The following is a 17,913-nucleotide window of genomic DNA, read 5'->3' as shown; positions in this document are numbered from 1 at the left end:
CGGGGGGCGGCGGGAGCCGGTCCTTCGGGAGGTAGGTGCGGCCGGGATCGCCGACCAGCACGGGGACGCCGTCGGCGAGATAGAAGTCGAGCCAGGCGAGCAGGCGGGCCGCGACGTCGCGCTCGTAGAACAGGTCGCCGACGGTCACGAGATCGACGGGAAGCCGCGGGCCGCCGATCAGGTCGTCGCCCAGGACGGAGACCGCGACGCCGTTCGCGGCCGCGTTGACGCCGATGGCCGCGACCGCGAACGGGTCGACGTCGACGGCGAGGACGGAAGCCGCCCCCGCCTTCATCGCCGCGATGGCGACCAGCCCCGATCCCGATCCGACGTCCAGCACGCGCCTGGCCCGCACGGTCTCCGGATCATCGAGCAGATGGCGGGCGAGCGCCTGGCCGCCGGCCCAGGCGAAGGCCCAGAACGGCGGCGGCAGTCCGGCGCGCTCGAGCTCCTCCTCGGTCCGCGACCAGAGCGGCACCGCCTCGTCCGCGACCTGGAGCGAGATTTCCGGCGCGAGCGGCACGGGCCGGACCCGGGTCTCGGCGCGGATGAAGGCTTCCGGGTCGCGGATCGTCAGCTCTTCAGCCCGCCCATGCGGCGGACCTCGGCCCATTCCTCGTCGGTCACCGGCTGCACCGAGAGCCGGGAGTTCGCGACCAGCGCCATCTTGGCGAGCTTCGGGTTGGCCTTGGCGTCGACGAGCGTCACCGGCTTCGGCATGTCCTCGACGGCGCGGAGGTCGACGCATTCCCAGGTCGGGTTGTCGGAGCTCGAATCCGGATGGGCGAGCTTCGAGACCTCGACGATCCCGACGATCTCCTTGCCTTCGTTCGAATGGTAGAAGAAGCCGCGGTCGCCGAGCTGCATGGCGCGCATGTTGTTGCGCGCCTGATAGTTGCGCACGCCGGTCCATTCCGTGCCGGCCTCGCCGGCCTTCTTCTGCTGGTCCCAGGACCAGGAATCGGGCTCGGACTTGAACAGCCAATAGGCCATCGGGGTCTCCATCGAACGGCGCGCGCCTGGGCGGGTCAGCCCTCGGCTCTCAAGGGGCGGGCGAGCAGGCGCTCGATCGCGTCGGACACGGTCAGCCGGTCCGCCACGACCTCGGCGACGGCGGAGGAGATCGGCATCTCGACGTCGTGGGCGCTGGCGAGCGAGACCAGCGCCGCCGCCGTGGCCGCGCCCTCGGCGAGTTTCTGGGGCGGCGGCTCGCCGCGCCCGAGCGCGAGGCCGAGCGAGAAGTTGCGCGATTTCGGCGAGGTCGCGGTCAGCACGAGGTCGCCGAGGCCGGAGAGGCCGGACAGCGTCTCCGGGCGCGCGCCGAGCGCGGCGCCGAGCCGGGCGAGCTCCGCGAAGCCGCGCGCGATGAGCGCCGCGACCGCGCTCGCGCCGAGCCCACGGCCCTCGACGACTCCGGCCGCGATGGCGAGCACGTTCTTGGCCGCGCCACCCAGCGCCACGCCGACCACGTCGGTCGACCGGTAGGGCCGGAACGAGCGCGTCGCGAGCGCCTCGGCGACCCGTTCGGCCACCGCCTCATGGGCGCAGGCGAGCGTCACCGCGGTCGGCAGGCCGCGCGCGACGTCGTCGGCGAAGCTCGGGCCCGAGAGCAGCGCGACGGCGCGTCCCGGAAGCGTCTCGCCGAGCACGGCGTGCGGCAGCGCCAGCGCGCCGCGCTCGACGCCCTTGCAGCAGGCGACCAGCACCGCGCCCTCGGCGAGATGCGGGCCGATCTCGGCCGCCACTCCCCGCAAGGTCTGGGTCGGCACGACCAGCAGCACGATCTCGGCGTCGGAGAGCGACGCCATCTCGGCGGTCGCCCGCACGCCCGGCTGAAGCGGCGCATGCGGCAGCCGCGCGGCGTTGACGCGCGTCCGCTCGACCTCGGCCATCCGCCCCGCGTCACGGCCGATCAGGGGGACGGTCGCGCCGGTCGCCTCCGCGGCGACGTTGGCGAGCGCGGTGCCCCAGGCGCCCGCGCCGACCACCGCGACCGTCGTGGCGGGGGCGCTCACGCCTTTGCTCCCGCGGCTGCGGCCGCCATGTCGAGCGGCCAGCGCGGCCGCGGCGCGAAGTCGAGGCCGTCGGCGAGGCCCAAAGCCAGGCGCTCCGCTCCCGCCCAAGCGATCATCGCGCCATTGTCGCCGCAGAGGGCGAGCGGCGGCGCGACGAGGCGCGTCCCGGCCTCGCCCGCGAGCCGCGTGAGCGCGCGCCGGATCGGGCCGTTGGCCGCGACGCCGCCGGCCGCGACCAGCGCGTTCGGCCGGCCGAAGCGCTCCGCGAAGACGCGGTGAGCCGCGCGGGTCCTGTTCGCGACCACATCCGTCACCGCCGCCTGAAAGCCCGCGCAGAGGTCGTCGACGTCGGTCTCGGACAGGGGCGCGATCCGCTCGGCCTCGAGGCGCACGGCGGTCTTCAGGCCGGAGAGCGAGAAATTCGGCTCGGCGCGGCCGAACATGGGGCGCGGAAAGGCGAAGCGCGACGGATCGCCGGCCGCCGCTCGCTTCTCCACCTGCGGGCCGCCCGGATAGCCGAGGCCAAGCATCTTCGCGACCTTGTCGAAGGCCTCGCCCAGCGCGTCGTCGACGGTCGAGCCGAGCCGGACGTAGCGGCCGACGCCCAGCACCGCGAGCAGCTGCGTATGGCCGCCCGAGGCGAGCAGCAGGAGATAGGGGAAGGCGACGCCGTCGGTCAGCCGGGCCGTCAGCGCATGCGCCTCGAGATGGTTGACGGCCGCGAACGGCTTCTGGGCGACCAGCGCGAGCGCCTTGGCGGCGGTGAGGCCGACGATGACGCCGCCGACGAGCCCCGGTCCGGCCGCCGCCGCGACGCCGTCGAGGCCGTCGAGACCGACGCCCGCATCCTTCAGCGCCCGCTCGAGCACGCCGTCCAGCGCCTCGACATGGGCGCGCGCCGCGATCTCGGGAACGACGCCGCCGTAAGCCGCATGCTCTTCGACCTGCGCCCGCACCACGCTGGACAGGATCTCGCCCGGGCCGTCGCCCTTGCGGCGCACGACCGCTGCGGCGGTCTCGTCGCATGTGGTCTCGATGCCGAGGACGAGCATGGGGCGGGGCAGCTCCGGGCGACAGGTCGCGTGACGCATATAGCCGGGGCGGGCGGGGTTCAAATCATTCGCGCCGGCGCAGGCGATCCCCGGAGCGAACGCAGAGGACGACGGCCCCGCGAGGTTGACTTTTCAACCTTTGACGAACATGTCTCCGCGCGCTCCGCAGGACCACCGCCTCTCCCCTTGGGCGCCGAACGGCGCGGAGCGCCGCCTCATGAAAAGCTATCTCGACTTCGAAAAGCCGGTCGCCGAGCTTCAGGCCAAGATCGCGGAGCTCCGGACGCTCGGCGAGGACGGCGACGCCGTGACCATCGACGAGGAGGTCCAGCGGCTCGAGGCGAAGTCTCAGGCGGCGCTGAAGGAGCTCTACGCCAGCCTCACGCCCTGGCAGAAGACGCAGGTCGCCCGCCATCCGGAGCGGCCGCATTTCGTCGACTATGTCGGCCGGCTGATCCAGGACTTCACGCCGCTCGCGGGCGACCGGCTGTTCGGCGAGGACCAGGCGATCATGGGCGGCCTCGGCCGCTTCGACGGCGAGCCCGTGATGGTGATCGGCCACGAGAAGGGCGCGGACACCGAGACCCGGCTGAAGCACAATTTCGGCATGGCGCGGCCCGAGGGCTACCGCAAGGCGATCCGCCTGATGGAGACCGCCGACCGCTTCGGCCTGCCGGTGATCGCGCTGGTCGACACCGCCGGCGCCTTCCCGGGCATCGAGGCCGAGGAGCGCGGCCAGGCCGAGGCGATCGCGCGCTCGACCGAGGCCTGCCTCAACCTCTGTGTCCCGAACGTCGCGGTGATCATCGGCGAGGGCGGCTCCGGCGGCGCGATCGCGATCGCGACCGCGAACGCCGTGCTGATGCTCGAGCATGCGATCTATAGCGTGATCTCGCCCGAGGGCGCGGCCTCGATCCTGTGGCGCGACGCCGCCAAGGCGCAGGACGCCGCCACCAACATGAAGATCACCTCCGCCGACCTGATGCGCCTGGGCGTGATCGACGGGGTGGTGCCCGAGCCCCTCGGCGGCGCCCATCGCGCGCCCGAGGCGGCCATCGCCGCCGCCGGCGAGGCGATCTCCCGGGCGCTGGCGCGGTTCTCCAACATGTCTCCGGAGCAGATCCGCGACGAGCGGCGGCGCAAGTTTTTGGCCATCGGCCGGGGGCTCTAGCGGGGCGCTTCTGGATCGGGTCAGGGAAACGCCGCCCGTCGTCCCCCGGCCGGAGCGCCGGGATCCATTCCCACTCACTAGGCCAAGCTATTGTCGACGCGGCGATGATTGATGCCGGTCGGTTCTCGGCGGGAGGCGCTGGAGGCTGCGGGGTCGGGCTGCAGCGATCCTTTGCTCTTCGAGGCGAGCGGCGTGTAGGATCGGGGCGACGGGATCGACCTTCGCCTCGCGGAGCGCGCCGACGAGCTTGCGCAAGCCGACGACGTCGACGCGGCCCGCCGCGTCCGACGGCGTGATCGGGAAGGCGGAAAGCCCCGTCAAGCGCATCTTGGTCTCCGAGCCAGGACGTGGCGTCCACGGCACACTATGGCCCGGTTCCGCAAATTGGCGCTCGGAGACCGATAAACAGCGCTCCTGGAGGGTGTCGTGCGGCCTCCTTCGGCTTGCGGTAACGGTCGGGTAAGGGTATCGATCTTAGCTGGTCCGATCGTTAATGATCGACCCAGTATGTCCGGGGGAGTTTCTCCATGACCGTCGCACGCGCCGCGCTCGCAGGGTCTGCGTTCGCCGCCGCGGTGGCGCTCGCCGGCTGCAACGCCGACCGCGAATCCACCATGGCGTCGACTGCCCGCAGCATTCAGCCGCTGAAGCCCGAACTCGTCTCGCTGATGACCGAGAAGGGCATGTCGCCGCAGGACCCGATCCTGGTCCGCGTCTTCAAGGAGGAGTCGAAGGCCGAGGTCTGGAAGAAGCGCAAGGCCGACGGCCGCTACGCGCTGCTCAAGAGCTACGACATCTGCCGGTTCTCAGGGAAGCTCGGCCCGAAGATCAAGGAAGGCGACAAGCAGGCGCCCGAGGGGTTCTATTCGGTCACGCCGGCCCAGATGAACCCGAAATCGTCCTACTATCTCTCCTTCAACATCGGCTTCCCGAACGCCTATGATCGCGCCCTCGGCCGCTCCGGCCGGCACGTGATGATGCATGGCGACTGTCTGTCGGCCGGCTGTTACGCCATGACCGACGACCAGATGGGCGAGATCTACGCCATGGCCCGCGAAAGCTTCCGCGGCGGCCAGAAGGCGTTCCAGTTCCAGGCGCTGCCGTTCCGCATGACGGCGCAGAACATCGCGCGCCGCCGCGACGACAAGAATATGAAGTTCTGGAAGAACCTGAAGCAGGGCTCCGACGCCTTCGAGGTGACGAAGCTCGAGCCCAAGGTCGACGCCTGCGGCAAGAAATACGTGTTCAACGCCCAGACCGGGCCGCTCTCGTCGATCGACCCGAACGCGGCCTGCCCGAGCTATTCGGTCGATCCGCAGATCGCCAAGGCGGTCGCGGCCAAGGAGAAGACCGACAACATCCTGATCGCGCAGCTGTCGAAGTCCGAGCCGGTCGCGGCCGAATATGTCGCACAGAACGGCCGGCTGCGGCGCAAGCTCACCGATCCGGTCGTGATGGTGGCGGCCGTCGCGCCTGAGGCCGCCGGGGCGCCCCTTGGGGCCCAGCCGTCCGCGACCGGCAGCGTCGTCGCGGTCGCCGCCGCGACGCCTGCCCCGGGCGCCAAGCCCTCCGTCGCGGCGAAGCCGTCCGAAGCGAAGTCCGGCCAGCCGGCGCAGGTCGCGCTGTCGACGCCGGTCGCGACCGACGGCTCTGCGCCCGCGCCCTCCACCAAGGCCGAGGCCGGGCTGTTCGCCCGCCTGTTCCGCAGCGAGGAGCCTGCAGCCGAGACGCCGATCCCGGCCCCCGCGCAGCAGCCCGCGCAGGTCGCCGCCGCGAAGCCCGCTCCTGTGCCGCCCGCCAAGCCCGGCGCCGCCCGCGAGGTCTCGACCGCCGAGGCGCCCGTGATGGCCAATGCGGTCTCGCCGGCCCCGTCCGAGGGCGCGGTCGCCAAGCTCAAGGGCTGGATGGGCGGCCTGTTCGGCGGCCAGAAGGCCGAGGAGCCCGCGCCGGCCGCGATCCCGGTCTCCGGACCGGCACCGGCGGCGGCCCAGCCGAAGCGGAACCGGTCCGCGAGCCTGCCCGATCAGTTCGCGCCGAAGCCCAAGACCGACCGCAACGTGACCTCGTCCTACGCTCCGGCGGAGTGAACGCGGTTCGGACCAGAATGAAAAGGCCGGGCGCGAGCCCGGCCTTTTCATTCTGGTCGCCAAGTGGAGGCCGGCCGTCCCGGCTCAGGCCAGCCTGCCGTGGCAGTGCTTGTATTTCTTGCCCGAGCCGCAGGGGCATTCGGCGTTGCGCGGCGTGCGGGTCCAGGTCGCGGGGTCGTTCGGGTCCACGCCGGCCGCCGCAGCCGTTCCGCCGGCTGCGGCGGCCGCCTCGAAGGCCGCGACCGCCTCGGCGAAGGCCATCTCGTTTTCGCCAGTCGTCGGATCCTGGTGGATCGCCTGCATCTCGGGCAGGTCCTCGTCGGCGAGCGGCGGCGGCGACTGGACCAGCTCGACGCGCATCAACTGCGCCGTGACGGTCTCGCGCAGCCGCGCCAGCATCGCCTGGAACAGCTCGAAGGCCTCGGACTTGTACTCGTTCAGCGGGTCGCGCTGGGCGTAGCCTCTGAGGCCGATCACCTGCCGCAGGTGATCGAGCGTCGCGAGATGCTCGCGCCACAAATGGTCGAGCGTCTGGAGCAGGACCGCCTTCTCGATCTGGTTGGTGATGTCCGGGCCGAAGCGCTCGGCCCGCTCGGCCGCCGCCTCGTCCGCGGCCTTGTTCAGGCGCTCGCGGATCTCCTCGTCGGCGATCCCCTCCTCGGCCGCCCACTGGGCGACGGGCAAATCGAGGTTCAGGATGTCGCGCACCTCGTCCTCGAGGCCCGCGGAGTCCCACTGCTCCGGATAGGCGTTCTCGGGGATGTGGCGGGTGACGATGTCGTCGACCGTGTCATGGCGCATCTCCGCGATCGCGCCGGAGATCGACTCCGCCTGGAGGAATTCGAGCCGCTGCTCGAACACCGCCTTGCGCTGGTCGTTCATGACGTTGTCGTATTTCAAGAGGTTCTTGCGGATGTCGAAATTGCGCGCCTCGACCTTCTTCTGGGCCTTCTCGAGCGCCTTGTTCACCCACGGGTGGACGATCGCCTCGCCCTCCTGGATGCCGAGCTTCTGCAGCATGCCGTCGATGCGCTCGGAGCCGAAGATCCGCATCAGATCGTCCTGAAGCGACAGGAAGAAGTGGCTGCGGCCAGGGTCGCCCTGGCGGCCGGAGCGGCCGCGCAGCTGGTTGTCGATGCGGCGGCTTTCGTGGCGCTCGGTGCCGACCACGAACAGGCCGCCGGCCTTGAGCGCGATCTCCTTCTTGGCCGCGATCTCGGCCTTGATCTGCTCGACCCGCGCGTCGCGCTCGGGGCCGGCCTCCATGTCGCCGAGCTCGCGCTCGATGCGCATTTCGAGGTTGCCGCCGAGCTGGATGTCGGTGCCGCGGCCCGCCATGTTGGTCGCGATCGTCACCGCGCTCGGGACGCCCGCGTCGGCCACGATGTGCGCCTCCTGCTCGTGATAGCGGGCGTTCAGCACCTGATGCGGGATCTTGGCGCGGTTCAGCGCCTCGGAGAGCTGCTCGGACTTCTCGATCGAGGTGGTGCCGACCAGGATCGGCTGCTGGCGCTCGCGGCAGTCGCGGATCAGCTCGATGATCGCCTTCTCCTTCTCGGCCGCGGTCCGGTAGACCTCGTCGTCGTCGTCGGCGCGCGCCACGGGAAGGTTGGTGGGAATCTCCACGACCTCGAGGCCGTAGATGTCCAGAAGCTCGTCGGCCTCGGTCATGGCCGTGCCCGTCATGCCGGCGAGCTTGTGATACATGCGGAAATAGTTCTGGAAGGTGATCGAGGCGAGCGTCTGGTTCTCGGGCTGGATCTTCGCCCGCTCCTTGGCCTCGAGCGCCTGGTGCAGGCCTTCCGAATAGCGCCGTCCCGGCATCATGCGGCCGGTGAACTCGTCGATGATCACCACCTCGTCGCCGCGGACGATGTAGTCCTTGTCCTTCTGGAACAGCTTGTGGGCGCGCAGCGCCTGCGTGACGTGATGGACGACGGTGACGTTCTCGACGTCGTAGAGGTTGTCGCCCTTGAGCAGGCCGGCCTCTTCGAGCATCCGCTCGATGCGCTCGTTGCCCTCTTCGGTCAGCGTGGTGGTGCGCTGCTTCTCGTCGACCTCGTAGTCGCCCTCCTGGAGGCGCGGAATGAAGTCGTCGACCTGCATGTAGAGCTCGGACCGGTCCTCCATCGGACCCGAGATGATCAGCGGGGTGCGCGCCTCGTCGACCAGGATCGAGTCGACCTCGTCGACGATCGCATAGGCGTGCCCGCGCTGCACCATGGCGCGGACGTCGTATTTCATGTTGTCGCGCAGGTAGTCGAAGCCGAGCTCGTTGTTGGTCGCATAGGTGATGTCGCAGGCATAGGCCTCGCGCCGCTCGTCGTCGTCCATGCCGTGGACGATGACGCCGACCGACAGGCCGAGGAAGCCGTGCACCCGGCCCATCCACCCGCTGTCGCGCTGGGCCAGATAGTCGTTGACGGTGACGACGTGGACGCCCTGGCCGGCGAGCGCGTTGAGATAGGTCGGCAGCGTCGAGACCAGCGTCTTGCCCTCGCCGGTCTTCATCTCGGCGATGCGGCCCTCGTGCAGCGTGATGCCGCCCATCATCTGGACGTCGAAGTGGCGCTGGCCGAGGGTGCGCTTGGCCGCCTCGCGCACCGTCGCGAAGGCCGGCACCAGAATGTCGTCGAGCGTCTTGCCGGCGGCGAGCTGGTCGCGGAACTCGAGCGTCCGCGCCCTGAGCTGCTCGTCGGTCATCGCCGCGAGCTCCGGCTCGAGCGCGTTGATGGCGGCGACGCGCGGGCGCATGGCCTTCACCATGCGCTCGTTGGATGAGCCGAAGAGACGTCGGGCGAGACCGCCGAACATATGGCTGACCTTTCGGTGAGATCGGGTCCGAGAGAGGGCGCGTCCAGCCGGCCGGAGGCACCGCCGGGCGCGCAGAAACCCCGAAATCCGCTCGTTTTTGAGGCGCTTCAAGCGCAGCGCAAACCAGCGGCTGAGATAAGAGGGGGCTCCAGGGTTGTCAATGCAAAGCCTTTCCGACACTCTCCCGCGCCTCTCGGGCCGCGAGGCGCGCAAGACGGATGGTTTTCATGATATTTCCAGCCCTCACCCGCCCGCGCGGAGCCGCCCTCGGCGCCGCTTTCGCGGCCGCTCTCGGTCTTGCGGCGCCCGCCGCGGCCCAGACCCCGCCGCCCGCCGCGGCCCCCGCGCAGCCTGCTCCGAAGCTCGAGCCCTCGACCGTGCTCGCCAAGATCGACGGCGAGGCGATCACCGCCGGCGACGTCGAGGTCGCGACCGAGGACCTCGAGCAGTCGATGTCCTCGATGACCGAGCCGCAGCGCCGCGACTACGCGCTCAACTATCTGATCGACCTCAAGCTCGCGGCCAAGGAGGCCGAGAAGCAGAAGCTCGGCGAGGGCGAGGCCTTCCAGAAGCGGCTCGGCTATCTCAAGGACCGTGCGCTGTTCGAGGAACTGCTGCAGCGCGAGGCCAAGGCCGCGGTCACCGAGGACCGGCTGCGCAAGCTCTATGACGAGACCGCCAAGAACTTGAAGCCCGAGGATGAGGTGCGCGCCCGCCACATCCTGGTCAAGACCGAGGACGAGGCCAAGAAGGTCGAGGAGCGGCTCGCCAAGGGCGAGGACTTCGCCAAGATCGCGGGCGAAGTCTCGATCGACCCGGGCTCCGGCAAGCAGGGCGGCGATCTCGGCTTCTTCGGCCGCGGCCAGATGGTGCCGGCCTTCGAGGAGGCGGCGTTCAAGCTCGAGCCCGGCAAGGTCTCGGCGCCGGTGAAGTCGCAGTTCGGCTTCCACGTCATCAAGCTCGAGGAGAAGCGCACCCGGCCCGTGCCGCCCTTCGAGCAGGTCCGGCCGCAGATCGAGAACTACGTGGTGCGCACGGCGCAGCAGGAGTTCGTGATGAAGCTCCGCAACGACGCCAAGGTGGAGCGCACCGAGGCCGGCAAGCCCGCCGCCCCCGAGGAGGCGCCGGCCGATCCGGGCGCAGGAGCCGCAGGGGGCGCGACCAAGACCCCGCCGCAGTAAGGCGTAAGAGCGCAGTTCAAGCTCCGCCCGGAGCGAGCGCCGCGCCCAGGCGTGCCGCGCGCAGCGCGTTCAGGTCCGGCGCGGGTCTTCATCTCTCCCCGGCGGGGAGAGGTCGGCCCGCAGGGCCGGGTGAGGGGGCGTCGCCACTTCCGGAGAGCCCTCATCCCCCTCACCCGCTCGGCTTCGCCTCGCGAGCTCTCCCCGCCGGGGAGAGGTGGGCCGCGGCGCCGATGTCCCGGCCTTGAGCCGGGACCCATTTGGCTCGGTCGGTGAAAGAAGATGCGCTGCGGTCGGCGTCCGATCCGGAGGCCGCAGCGCCGGATGGGTTCCGGCTCAAGGCCGGGACATGAGCGCAGCGCTAAATCGCGTCGCCCTTGCGCGCCCGGCGGGTCGCCAGGAACAGGGCGAGGGTCGCGGTCCCGAAGCTCGCGACCGCGACCGGCAGCGCCAGCATGCTCTCCTGGCCGAGCGTGCGGCCGAGCGCGACGCCGACGATCGCCCCGAAGGTCATCTGCGCGAAGCCGACCAGCGAGGAGGCCGCGCCGGCGCGTTCCGGGAAGGGCTGGAGCGCGGAGGCCATGGCCTGCGGCATCACCAGGCCCACTCCGAACAGGTAGATCATCATCGGGACCACGACCGCGGCCGGCGTCTTCGGGCCGAGAGCCACGAGGCCGAGCATCAGCAGGCCGCCGACCGCGACCGCCGCCGCCCCGACCCCGATCGCGCCGTCGAGGCCGCGGAGCTTGACCAGCGGCCCCGCCGCGAGCGTGCCGCCGATATAGCCGATCACGCCGATCGCGAAGGCCGCCCCATAGGCGATCTCGCTCAGCCCGTAGATCGACTGCAGGATGAAGGACGAGGTCGAGATGTAGGCGAACAGCCCCGCGAACGCGATCGCGGTCAGGCCGAGATAGGCAAGGAAGCCGCGGTGGCGCAGCAGCACGCGGTAGCTCTCGACGACCGAGCGCGGGCTGATCGCTCCCGCCATCCGGATGCGGATCGTCTCCGGCAGGAAGGCCGCGACGATCAGCATTTCCAGGCCGAGCACGAGGGTCAGCGTCACGAAGGTGGCGCGCCAGTTGAAGGCGCTTTCGAGCACGCCGCCGATCAGCGGCGCGACCGCGGGGATCAGGCCGAGGATCGTGGCCATCCGCGCGAGCTCGCGGGCGGCCCGCGCGCCGGAATAGAGGTCGCGCACGATCGAGCGGGCGAGCACCACGGGTCCTGCGCCGCCAAGCGCCTGCACGAAGCGCGCGACGATCAGGGTCTCGATCGTCGGCGCGACGGCGCAGAGCGCCGAGCCGAAGGTGAAGACCGCGAGGCTCGTGAGCAGCACCGGCCGGCGGCCCCGCGCGTCCGACAGCGGCCCGTAGATCACCTGGCCGGCCGCGAAGCCGACCAGGAAGGCCGAAAGCGTCAGCTGCCCCTCGGGCGGGCTCGCGCCGAGCGCCGTGGTGAGATGCGGCAGCGACGGCAGATACATGTCGATCGCGAGCGGCCCGACCGCCGTGAGCAGAGCGAGCACGGCGGTCAGAGCGAGCGTGTCGGGGCGCAGTCGCATGGGCGCTTTCGGAAAGAACAGGCCGGGCGGGGTCGCGGGGCGATTGGGCGGCGACTGCGCCGGTTCTAGGGCGCCGATCCGGTTTCGGCTCGCCCTCAGGCCGGCCGGGCGGCGCGCCTCACGCAATCGTCCCGTTCGGGGAGCCGTCGCCGCCGAGACCTTGACCGGACGCCGCGGCGTGCGACATCGCCTTGCGGGAGGCGCCGATGACGGATCACGAGCACGACCACCACGCCCATGAGCACGCCGAAGGCGCGTCGGAGCGCTGGAGGCATGACGGCGTCCGCGTCATCAAGGGCGACCGGCTCGACCCGAACACCGCCCAGACGCCCGGCATGTTCCGGCAGGCGGCGATCAACCACGCCCGCGTCGGCGCGCAGAAGATCTGGGCCGGCACGGTCTCGATCGAGCCCAACGCCAAGACCGGCGTCCACCATCACGGCGCGCTCGAGAGCGTGATCTATGTGGTGCGCGGCCGCGCCCGGATGCGCTGGGGCGAGCGGCTCGAATATGTCGCCGAGGCCGAGCCCGGCGACTTCATCTTCGTGCCGCCTTACGTGCCCCATCAGGAAATCAACGCGAACCCCGACGAGCCGCTCGAATGCGTGCTGGTGCGCTCCGATAACGAAGCCGTCGTGGTCAACATCGCCGACGTCGACCCGGTCGAGGCGCCCGAGGAGGTCTATTGGGTCGACCCGATCCACAAGCGGCCCTGACGGCCCTTGGGGCGGCGAGACGCGGAAAAACATTTGGCGGAACGGTTGAATGCAGCGCAGCGTCACTTATGTTGCAGTGCACACAACGAGAGGCGGCGATGGCAAGGGCGGTCTGTCCCTGTCGCGCCGCCGAGAAACCGCCAGGAAGGAAATATCATGACGAACGCAAAAGACGCCGCCAAGACCGAAGACACGGTCGAGACCCTCCGCGGCTTCGCCCAGAAGGGCGTCGACCAGGCGCAACAGAGCGCGACGCAGATGCGCGACGCGGCCGCGAACGCGGCGAGCCACATGCAGGATGCGGCCGCCAAGAGCGCGAAGGGTTACCGCGACCTCGGCCTGAAATCCGTCGAGATCGCCAGGGCGAACCTCAACACGCATTTCGATTTCCTGGACGCGCTGTTCAAGGCGAAGTCGGTCAATCAGGCGGTCGAGCTTCAGGCGTCCTATGCGCGCCAGCAGTTCGACGTCATGGGCGGTCAGGTGCAGGAACTCTCGGCCATCGCCCAGAAGGCCCTGGCCGAAGGCTCCAAACCGTTCCAGGATCTTGGAAGCAAGGCCGTCCGGAGCGCCCAGTCCGCGCGTTGACGGCCAGTTCCTTCGCGTTGAGTTGAGTTCACGCGCCCGGACCTCACGGTCCGGGCGTTTTTTCATCGTGCATTTCTGCGCGCCAGCCATGCGCGGCGCTGGCGGGAACATCCGTCACTCAATACCGTTTGCGCAATGCAGCATGCGAATGGCCAGGCTGCGGGGGACTGCCACGATGTTCGACACGATCTACAAAATGGCGATGCTCACGGTCGAGTGTCAGCAAGTCATTGGCATGCGCATGATGAAGGCCGCGATGGGCGGCGTCGCGGCCGGCGAAGAGGCCGCGTTGATGATGTCGGAAAAGACCGAAGCCGCGATGCGCTATGGACCGGCGTTCATGGCCGGCGGCTCGCTCGAGAAGATGGTCGACGACTATCGCGCGATCGTGCAGGCGAATGTCGTGAGGCTTTCTCAAGCCTGAGGTTCGACCGCCTGAATCCGCGGATTCCGCATCGAGCGCCGCCGAGTGGGAAGCGCGCCGCCCGCCGGCACAGTTTCTCAGACCTGCTCCTTGACCCGACCGACCTTCGTGGCGAGCTCTGCGAAGGAGAAGGCGTGTCCTTGGGCGGAGGTCTCGTTCGCGTGGCGGAGGAAGCGGAGCGGAAATCTGATCGCGTCCAAATGCGCGTTCGACAGCGCCGTCGTCCTGCGCGGGTCGGAGCCGATCTGTTGCTCCGCCCGCTTGAGCGCCTCTTCGATCTCGCCTTCCGACAGAAGACCTTTGTCGCGCAAGGCGGAGGTCAGAGCGGCCACGGCGGCGTACAGGCCTTCGAGCTGCAGGTTCGCGGTGTTCATCTGGACCTCGTTCTGCTGTCGTGCGGCCGTAGCGAGGATCCTCGGGGCAGGTTCACGGGATGGCGCTCAACTGATCCTCGGTGACCATCCGCTCATGAGCCTCCGACGGAACCTTGATCCTGTACCGCAGGGGAAGGTTCTCGTGATCCGCAGGCAAATGCCGGACAATGAGGACCGAGGTCGCGCCTCTGTGGTCCGCTCCGCTCGGCATGCGGACGCGATCGCCGATCTTGAAACGATGCTTTGTCATTGCTCAATCATAGCACGGATCGGAGGGGCCGGCATGGATGTTTCAGGAACGTTCACGGACTCCGCGCGGCCCCGGCGTTCGCGCCAAAGCCTCGCGAGGCCCGATCTCGTGATGTATTCGTGAGAATCTCTCGCCGCGAGAAGATCGAACTCTGGACCTGCCCGGAGGGAACATGAAACCCGAGCCCGTTTCGCTCCACACCGTCTGCGGCATCGAGGAGCTCGGCGGCCACTCCGATCGGAGCGTAGCGCACGTCCTGTCGCTGCTCGATCCCGGAACGCCCGAGCCCGAGGCGTTTTCGGGCTATGGCGGCCATCGCCGCGTCACGTTGCAGTTCCACGACATCATCGAGCCCCGGCCCGGACTGGTGGCACCGAGCGAGGAGCACGTCGTCGAGATCCTCCGTTTCGGCGAGGGCGTCGAGGCCGGCGGCCATCTGCTGATCCACTGCCACATGGGCATCTCGCGCTCGACCGCCGCGATGGCGATGCTGCTCGCGCAGGCGCAAAGGGACGCCGACGAGCGCGAGATCGTGGCGCGGCTTCACGAGCTGCGGCGGCAGGCCTGGCCGAACGCCCGGATGATCGCGATGGCCGATCGGCTGCTCGGACGGGACGGCAGGCTGAGCGAGGCGGTGCGGCGCCTGCACGCGAAGCAGCTCAGGGAGCGGCCCGGCACCGAGGCCTATATGCGCGCGGTCGGACGCGCGGCCGAGGTCGATGCGGCCCTTGCGGCGTGACGGGCGCCCGTGCGGCGGGCGTGCTACTTCGGGATTCAGCCGCGCCTTTGGCCGCGGCCCTCGCCCGCGCCATGGAGAACCCGCAGATGGACAGATGGCTGAAATGGCTGCTCGCGGTCGCCGGCGTCGCCGTCATAGGCGCGGCGGGTTACGTGGCGGCGGATCAGTTCGGTCTGTGGCGGAACTACGCTCTCTTTGGCGCCCGGGACGAGCGCCAAACAGAATGCGATGAAGCGAACGCCACGATGGAGATGGTGAGGAGGCGAGAAAGTGCCGCCTCACATGATGCCTCACAAGCAGGCGGAATTTGTTCTTGCGACGATGGCTTGTAGGCCCTGAATGGCGCGTGGTCCGCACTCCTCCCGCGCCCCTTGAGCAGCGGCGGGCCGTTGGTCCGGCATCATCCGATGCGCCGCGCCGAGACTTCTCGGCGCGGGGAGCTGGATCATTTGATCTGGCGCAAATTGGCCCCGGCGCCCCTGTCCTAGGATGTATTCGGCAAAGACCGACAATTCGGCCGCCGATGAACACTGGAGGACATTATGAGTTTCACCACACTGATGCGCATGGCTGGGCTCGCCGCCATCGTCGCCTCAGGCGTGACGACTTCAGCCGCCGCGCAAACGACCGCAACCGATCCGCACCATCCCGATACGACAGTCGCCCAGGCCGCGCCGGCCCCCCAGCCTGGGGATATGGCCGGACAAGACCAGGGCGCACAAGCCGCTCAGCCCCGCATGACGCCTCCTGGAATGATGGGCCAGGGAATGATGGGCAAGGGCATGGGCGGAGGCATGATGGGCGACATGATGCAGCCCGGCATGATGGGCGCTGCCCGGATGATGCAGATGCGCGGGCACATGATGAAGATCATGTTCGCCATCGCCGACACGAATGGCGATGGCGCGCTCTCCTTCGAAGAGATCACAGCGATCCACAAACGGATCTTCGACAAGGTGGACGCCAACAAGGATGGCAAAGTGACGCCCGAGGAGGTTCAGGTCTTTATGCGCGAGTAGCCGTCCGCGAGCCGATGGCCAGGCCAGAGGCGGCGAGGATGTCGCCGATCGTGGTTTCGATCTGCTCGTGGGACGCGGCGCCCGCCTTCGCCTCCGGCGGCGAGGGCGCATAGTCGTCATCCATGCCAACGCGCGCGCCGAGGCGGCCCATTCGAGATCCCGGCGTCTAACGCTCCCGGCGCGCCGTCGTCCGACCTGTTTTGTAACCCACTTCGTAAGCGAGTCTGCTCGGTCTCCGTGGGAGGGCCAAGGCTTCACGCGCTTCTTCGGAAAAATCTGGTGCTGCGAGAGAGGATTGAACTCTCGACCTCTCCCTTACCAAGGGAGTGCTCTACCACTGAGCTACCGCAGCGAAGCCGGGGGCGGCCGCGAAGCGCGGGTCCCTGAAAGCGCGCGGAACCTGCCACAAGGACCCTGACGGCGCAAGACAAGTCGCCCGCGCGTCCATGGCCTTCGCCGGGACGATCGACGAAGCGTGGCCGTTGCGTTGCAGCGAAGCGTCGGATATTATGCGAACGAACGTTCGCTCTCGTAATCTGGCGTCCCGCTATGAACGACATGTCGCCGCTTCGTGATCCGCGCCTGCGGCGCCAGGAGGATCAGCGCAAGCGCATCCTCGACGCGGCGATCGCCTGCTTCGCCCGCGGCGGCTTCCACGCCACCGGCATGCAGGCGGTGTGCGCCGAGGCCGGCATGAGCCCGGGCGCGCTCTACCGCTATTTTCCCTCCAAGGACGCCATCATCGAGGCGATCGTCGAACGCGACCGCGCCGACATCCCGAAGCAGCTCACGCCGCTGCTCGGGGCGGACGACGTGATCGGCGCGCTGATCGAATGCGCGCGGCAGTTCCTGGTCGGCAATCTAAAGCCCGAGAGCCTGCCGATGTTCCCGGAGCTCTACGCCGAGGCGATCCGCAACCCGGCGGTCCGCGAGATCACCATGCGCTGCGACGAGGAGGTCGGCGACATCATCGTGCGGGTGCTGGAGCGCGGCAAGGCGCTCGGCCAGATCGACGCCGCGCTCGACGCGCGCGAGGCGACGCGCTTCCTGATGGCGCTGACCGACGGCGTGCTGATGCGCCTGCTGCTCGAACCGGCGACCGAGCTCGAGGGCCTGATGCCGATGTATGAACGGTCGCTGCGGCTGTTCCTGGCGCCGCCTCCGGCGTCGCGGGAGGCCGCGGAATGAGCGCGCCGATGGGGACCGAAGAGGCGTCGCGGCGCGCCGCTGCGGCGGGCGACGCGGCGGCGCCGAAACCGCCCGCGATAGACGGCCGGAAGGCGGCCCCAAAGCGCCGCGTCCAGCGCTGGCCCTATGCGGTGGCGGCGCTGACGCTCGCGGCCGGCCTCGGCTATCTGTTCCAGAATGAGATCACGGGCGCGGTCGGCGTGACCAAGGCCGGGGAGGCCGAGGCCGCGGTCACCAGCGAGCCGCCGAAGCCGCCCGCCATCACGGTCGCGGCGGCCGTCCGGCGCGAGATCGCGCAGACGCTCGCGACCACGGGCACGCTGGTCGCCCGCGACGAGATCCTGGTCGGCCCGCAGATTGACGGGCTTCGGCTCGAAAGCTACCTCGTCGAGATCGGCGACTGGGTCGAAAAGGGCCAGACGCTGGCGCGGCTCGACCGCGACATGCTGGAGACGCAGGCGCTGCAGAACGCCTCGCAGGTCGCCCGCGCCGAGGCCGCGATCGCGCAGGTCGAGGCCGCGATCACCGAGGCCGAGGCGACCGTCGTCGAGGCCGAGGCCGCGCTGAAGCGCACCGAGACGCTGAAGAAGACCGGCAACGCCACCGAGGAGACGCTGGTGGCCCGCGAAGCCGCCGCTCGCATCTCGCGCGCGAGGGTCGAGGCCCAGAAGCAGAACCTCAAGGTCGCGCGCTCCGACAAGGCGCTCGCCGACGCGCAGGGACGCGAGATCGCG

19 protein-coding genes and 1 tRNA gene are annotated in these 17,913 nt (G+C 69.6%); 11 read left to right on the top strand and 9 right to left on the bottom strand.

Features of this window, described 5'->3' with window-relative positions; all coding sequences use genetic code 11:
• The 4 genes from EK403_RS08745 to tsaD all read right to left on the bottom strand — a co-directional run.
• On the bottom strand, nt 1-613 hold a 613-nt coding region (locus EK403_RS08745), incomplete at its 3' end, for a class I SAM-dependent methyltransferase (RefSeq protein WP_245479594.1).
• The gene (locus tag EK403_RS08740; RefSeq protein WP_128777119.1) at nt 574-993 is read right to left on the bottom strand and encodes an EVE domain-containing protein; all 420 of its coding nucleotides are present in this window, start codon (nt 991-993) and stop codon (nt 574-576) included. The genes EK403_RS08745 and EK403_RS08740, both read right to left, overlap by 40 nt.
• 35 nt (nt 994-1,028) lie before the next feature.
• Complete coding sequence (locus tag EK403_RS23065) at nt 1,029-2,015, bottom strand: NAD(P)H-dependent glycerol-3-phosphate dehydrogenase (protein ID WP_128777118.1); 987 nt, start codon at nt 2,013-2,015, stop codon at nt 1,029-1,031.
• Nucleotides 2,012-3,067 (bottom strand): tRNA (adenosine(37)-N6)-threonylcarbamoyltransferase complex transferase subunit TsaD, encoded by a 1,056-nt coding sequence (gene tsaD, locus EK403_RS23060; protein WP_128777117.1) that lies wholly within the window; start codon nt 3,065-3,067, stop codon nt 2,012-2,014. Before tsaD ends, EK403_RS23065 begins: the two co-directional genes overlap by 4 nt.
• A gap of 217 nt (nt 3,068-3,284) precedes the next feature.
• Here tsaD and EK403_RS08725 point away from each other — a divergent pair, with 217 nt between their 5' ends.
• Together EK403_RS08725 and EK403_RS08715 are read left to right on the top strand one after the other, a co-directional pair.
• Entirely contained in the window at nt 3,285-4,238 is a 954-nt protein-coding gene (locus tag EK403_RS08725; RefSeq protein ID WP_128777116.1) for an acetyl-CoA carboxylase carboxyltransferase subunit alpha, read from the top strand.
• Nucleotides 4,239-4,765: 527 nt separating this feature from the next.
• Nucleotides 4,766-6,325, top strand: a complete 1,560-nt coding sequence (locus EK403_RS08715) for a L,D-transpeptidase family protein (RefSeq protein WP_128777114.1) — start codon at nt 4,766-4,768, stop codon at nt 6,323-6,325.
• A gap of 84 nt (nt 6,326-6,409) precedes the next feature.
• On the opposite strand, the gene secA is transcribed toward EK403_RS08715, so the two are convergent.
• Nucleotides 6,410-9,139, bottom strand: a complete 2,730-nt coding sequence (gene secA, locus EK403_RS08710) for a preprotein translocase subunit SecA (protein ID WP_128777113.1) — start codon at nt 9,137-9,139, stop codon at nt 6,410-6,412.
• Nucleotides 9,140-9,366: 227 nt separating this feature from the next.
• On the opposite strand from secA, the gene EK403_RS08705 reads away from it, so the two are divergent.
• Nucleotides 9,367-10,320 carry a peptidylprolyl isomerase gene (locus tag EK403_RS08705; protein WP_128777112.1) on the top strand — a complete coding sequence of 318 codons (954 nt, stop codon included), beginning with the start codon at nt 9,367-9,369 and terminating at the stop codon, nt 10,318-10,320.
• A gap of 358 nt (nt 10,321-10,678) precedes the next feature.
• On the opposite strand, the gene EK403_RS08695 is transcribed toward EK403_RS08705, so the two are convergent.
• Entirely contained in the window at nt 10,679-11,881 is a 1,203-nt protein-coding gene (locus tag EK403_RS08695) for a multidrug effflux MFS transporter (RefSeq protein ID WP_128777111.1), read from the bottom strand.
• A 206-nt stretch (nt 11,882-12,087) separates the two neighbouring features.
• On the opposite strand from EK403_RS08695, the gene EK403_RS08690 reads away from it, so the two are divergent.
• The 3 genes from EK403_RS08690 (at nt 12,088) to EK403_RS08680 (ending at nt 13,609) form a co-directional block, all read left to right on the top strand.
• Complete coding sequence (locus tag EK403_RS08690) at nt 12,088-12,597, top strand: cupin domain-containing protein (RefSeq protein ID WP_128777110.1); 510 nt, start codon at nt 12,088-12,090, stop codon at nt 12,595-12,597.
• A 156-nt stretch (nt 12,598-12,753) separates the two neighbouring features.
• Nucleotides 12,754-13,185, top strand: a complete 432-nt coding sequence (locus tag EK403_RS08685; protein ID WP_128777109.1) for a phasin family protein — start codon at nt 12,754-12,756, stop codon at nt 13,183-13,185.
• A 67-nt stretch (nt 13,186-13,252) separates the two neighbouring features.
• Nucleotides 13,253-13,609, top strand: coding sequence for a hypothetical protein (locus EK403_RS08680; RefSeq protein ID WP_245479593.1), 357 nt, complete (start codon nt 13,253-13,255; stop codon nt 13,607-13,609).
• Nucleotides 13,610-13,686: 77 nt separating this feature from the next.
• Here EK403_RS08680 and EK403_RS08675 read toward each other — a convergent pair whose 3' ends face one another.
• Nucleotides 13,687-13,983, bottom strand: a complete 297-nt coding sequence (locus EK403_RS08675; RefSeq protein WP_128777108.1) for a hypothetical protein — start codon at nt 13,981-13,983, stop codon at nt 13,687-13,689.
• Nucleotides 13,984-14,405: 422 nt separating this feature from the next.
• On the opposite strand from EK403_RS08675, the gene EK403_RS08670 reads away from it, so the two are divergent.
• The 3 genes from EK403_RS08670 (at nt 14,406) to EK403_RS08660 (ending at nt 15,991) form a co-directional block, all read left to right on the top strand.
• On the top strand, nt 14,406-14,972 hold the full coding sequence (locus EK403_RS08670) for a tyrosine phosphatase family protein (protein WP_128777107.1): 567 nt from the start codon (nt 14,406-14,408) through the stop codon (nt 14,970-14,972).
• A gap of 86 nt (nt 14,973-15,058) precedes the next feature.
• Complete coding sequence (locus EK403_RS08665) at nt 15,059-15,304, top strand: hypothetical protein (RefSeq protein ID WP_128777106.1); 246 nt, start codon at nt 15,059-15,061, stop codon at nt 15,302-15,304.
• 210 nt (nt 15,305-15,514) lie between these two features.
• Entirely contained in the window at nt 15,515-15,991 is a 477-nt protein-coding gene (locus tag EK403_RS08660) for an EF-hand domain-containing protein (protein WP_128777105.1), read from the top strand.
• Here the strand turns inward: EK403_RS08660 and EK403_RS22300 are convergent.
• The gene (locus EK403_RS22300; RefSeq protein ID WP_164919546.1) at nt 15,978-16,142 is read right to left on the bottom strand and encodes a hypothetical protein; all 165 of its coding nucleotides are present in this window, start codon (nt 16,140-16,142) and stop codon (nt 15,978-15,980) included. The two genes, EK403_RS08660 and EK403_RS22300, sit on opposite strands and share 14 nt — an antisense overlap.
• Nucleotides 16,143-16,268: 126 nt before the next feature.
• Nucleotides 16,269-16,343, bottom strand: a tRNA-Thr gene (locus tag EK403_RS08655).
• A 197-nt stretch (nt 16,344-16,540) separates the two neighbouring features.
• Here EK403_RS08655 and EK403_RS08650 point away from each other — a divergent pair.
• Complete coding sequence (locus EK403_RS08650) at nt 16,541-17,179, top strand: TetR/AcrR family transcriptional regulator (RefSeq protein ID WP_128777104.1); 639 nt, start codon at nt 16,541-16,543, stop codon at nt 17,177-17,179.
• Nucleotides 17,176-17,913, top strand: a 738-nt coding sequence (locus EK403_RS08645; RefSeq protein WP_245479592.1) for an efflux RND transporter periplasmic adaptor subunit, incomplete at its 3' end; no start/stop codon positions are given. The genes EK403_RS08650 and EK403_RS08645, both read left to right, overlap by 4 nt.

This window comes from Hansschlegelia zhihuaiae (assembly GCF_004103825.1).
GTDB lineage: Bacteria > Pseudomonadota > Alphaproteobacteria > Rhizobiales > Methylopilaceae > Methylopila > Methylopila zhihuaiae.
This window is presented reverse-complemented; position numbering and strand designations above follow the sequence as displayed.

Coding starts and splice junctions, on each gene's coding strand:
- EK403_RS08740 (WP_128777119.1), bottom strand. CDS start 993: ATGGCCTATTGGCTGTTCAAGTCCGAGCCCGATTCCTGGTCCTGGGAC.
- tsaD (WP_128777117.1), bottom strand. CDS start 3,067: ATGCTCGTCCTCGGCATCGAGACCACATGCGACGAGACCGCCGCAGCG.
- EK403_RS08725 (WP_128777116.1), top strand. CDS start 3,285: ATGAAAAGCTATCTCGACTTCGAAAAGCCGGTCGCCGAGCTTCAGGCC.
- EK403_RS08715 (WP_128777114.1), top strand. CDS start 4,766: ATGACCGTCGCACGCGCCGCGCTCGCAGGGTCTGCGTTCGCCGCCGCG.
- secA (WP_128777113.1), bottom strand. CDS start 9,139: ATGTTCGGCGGTCTCGCCCGACGTCTCTTCGGCTCATCCAACGAGCGC.
- EK403_RS08705 (WP_128777112.1), top strand. CDS start 9,367: ATGATATTTCCAGCCCTCACCCGCCCGCGCGGAGCCGCCCTCGGCGCC.
- EK403_RS08695 (WP_128777111.1), bottom strand. CDS start 11,881: ATGCGACTGCGCCCCGACACGCTCGCTCTGACCGCCGTGCTCGCTCTG.
- EK403_RS08690 (WP_128777110.1), top strand. CDS start 12,088: ATGACGGATCACGAGCACGACCACCACGCCCATGAGCACGCCGAAGGC.
- EK403_RS08685 (WP_128777109.1), top strand. CDS start 12,754: ATGACGAACGCAAAAGACGCCGCCAAGACCGAAGACACGGTCGAGACC.
- EK403_RS08675 (WP_128777108.1), bottom strand. CDS start 13,983: ATGAACACCGCGAACCTGCAGCTCGAAGGCCTGTACGCCGCCGTGGCC.
- EK403_RS08670 (WP_128777107.1), top strand. CDS start 14,406: ATGAAACCCGAGCCCGTTTCGCTCCACACCGTCTGCGGCATCGAGGAG.
- EK403_RS08665 (WP_128777106.1), top strand. CDS start 15,059: ATGGACAGATGGCTGAAATGGCTGCTCGCGGTCGCCGGCGTCGCCGTC.
- EK403_RS08660 (WP_128777105.1), top strand. CDS start 15,515: ATGAGTTTCACCACACTGATGCGCATGGCTGGGCTCGCCGCCATCGTC.
- EK403_RS22300 (WP_164919546.1), bottom strand. CDS start 16,142: ATGGGCCGCCTCGGCGCGCGCGTTGGCATGGATGACGACTATGCGCCC.
- EK403_RS08650 (WP_128777104.1), top strand. CDS start 16,541: ATGAACGACATGTCGCCGCTTCGTGATCCGCGCCTGCGGCGCCAGGAG.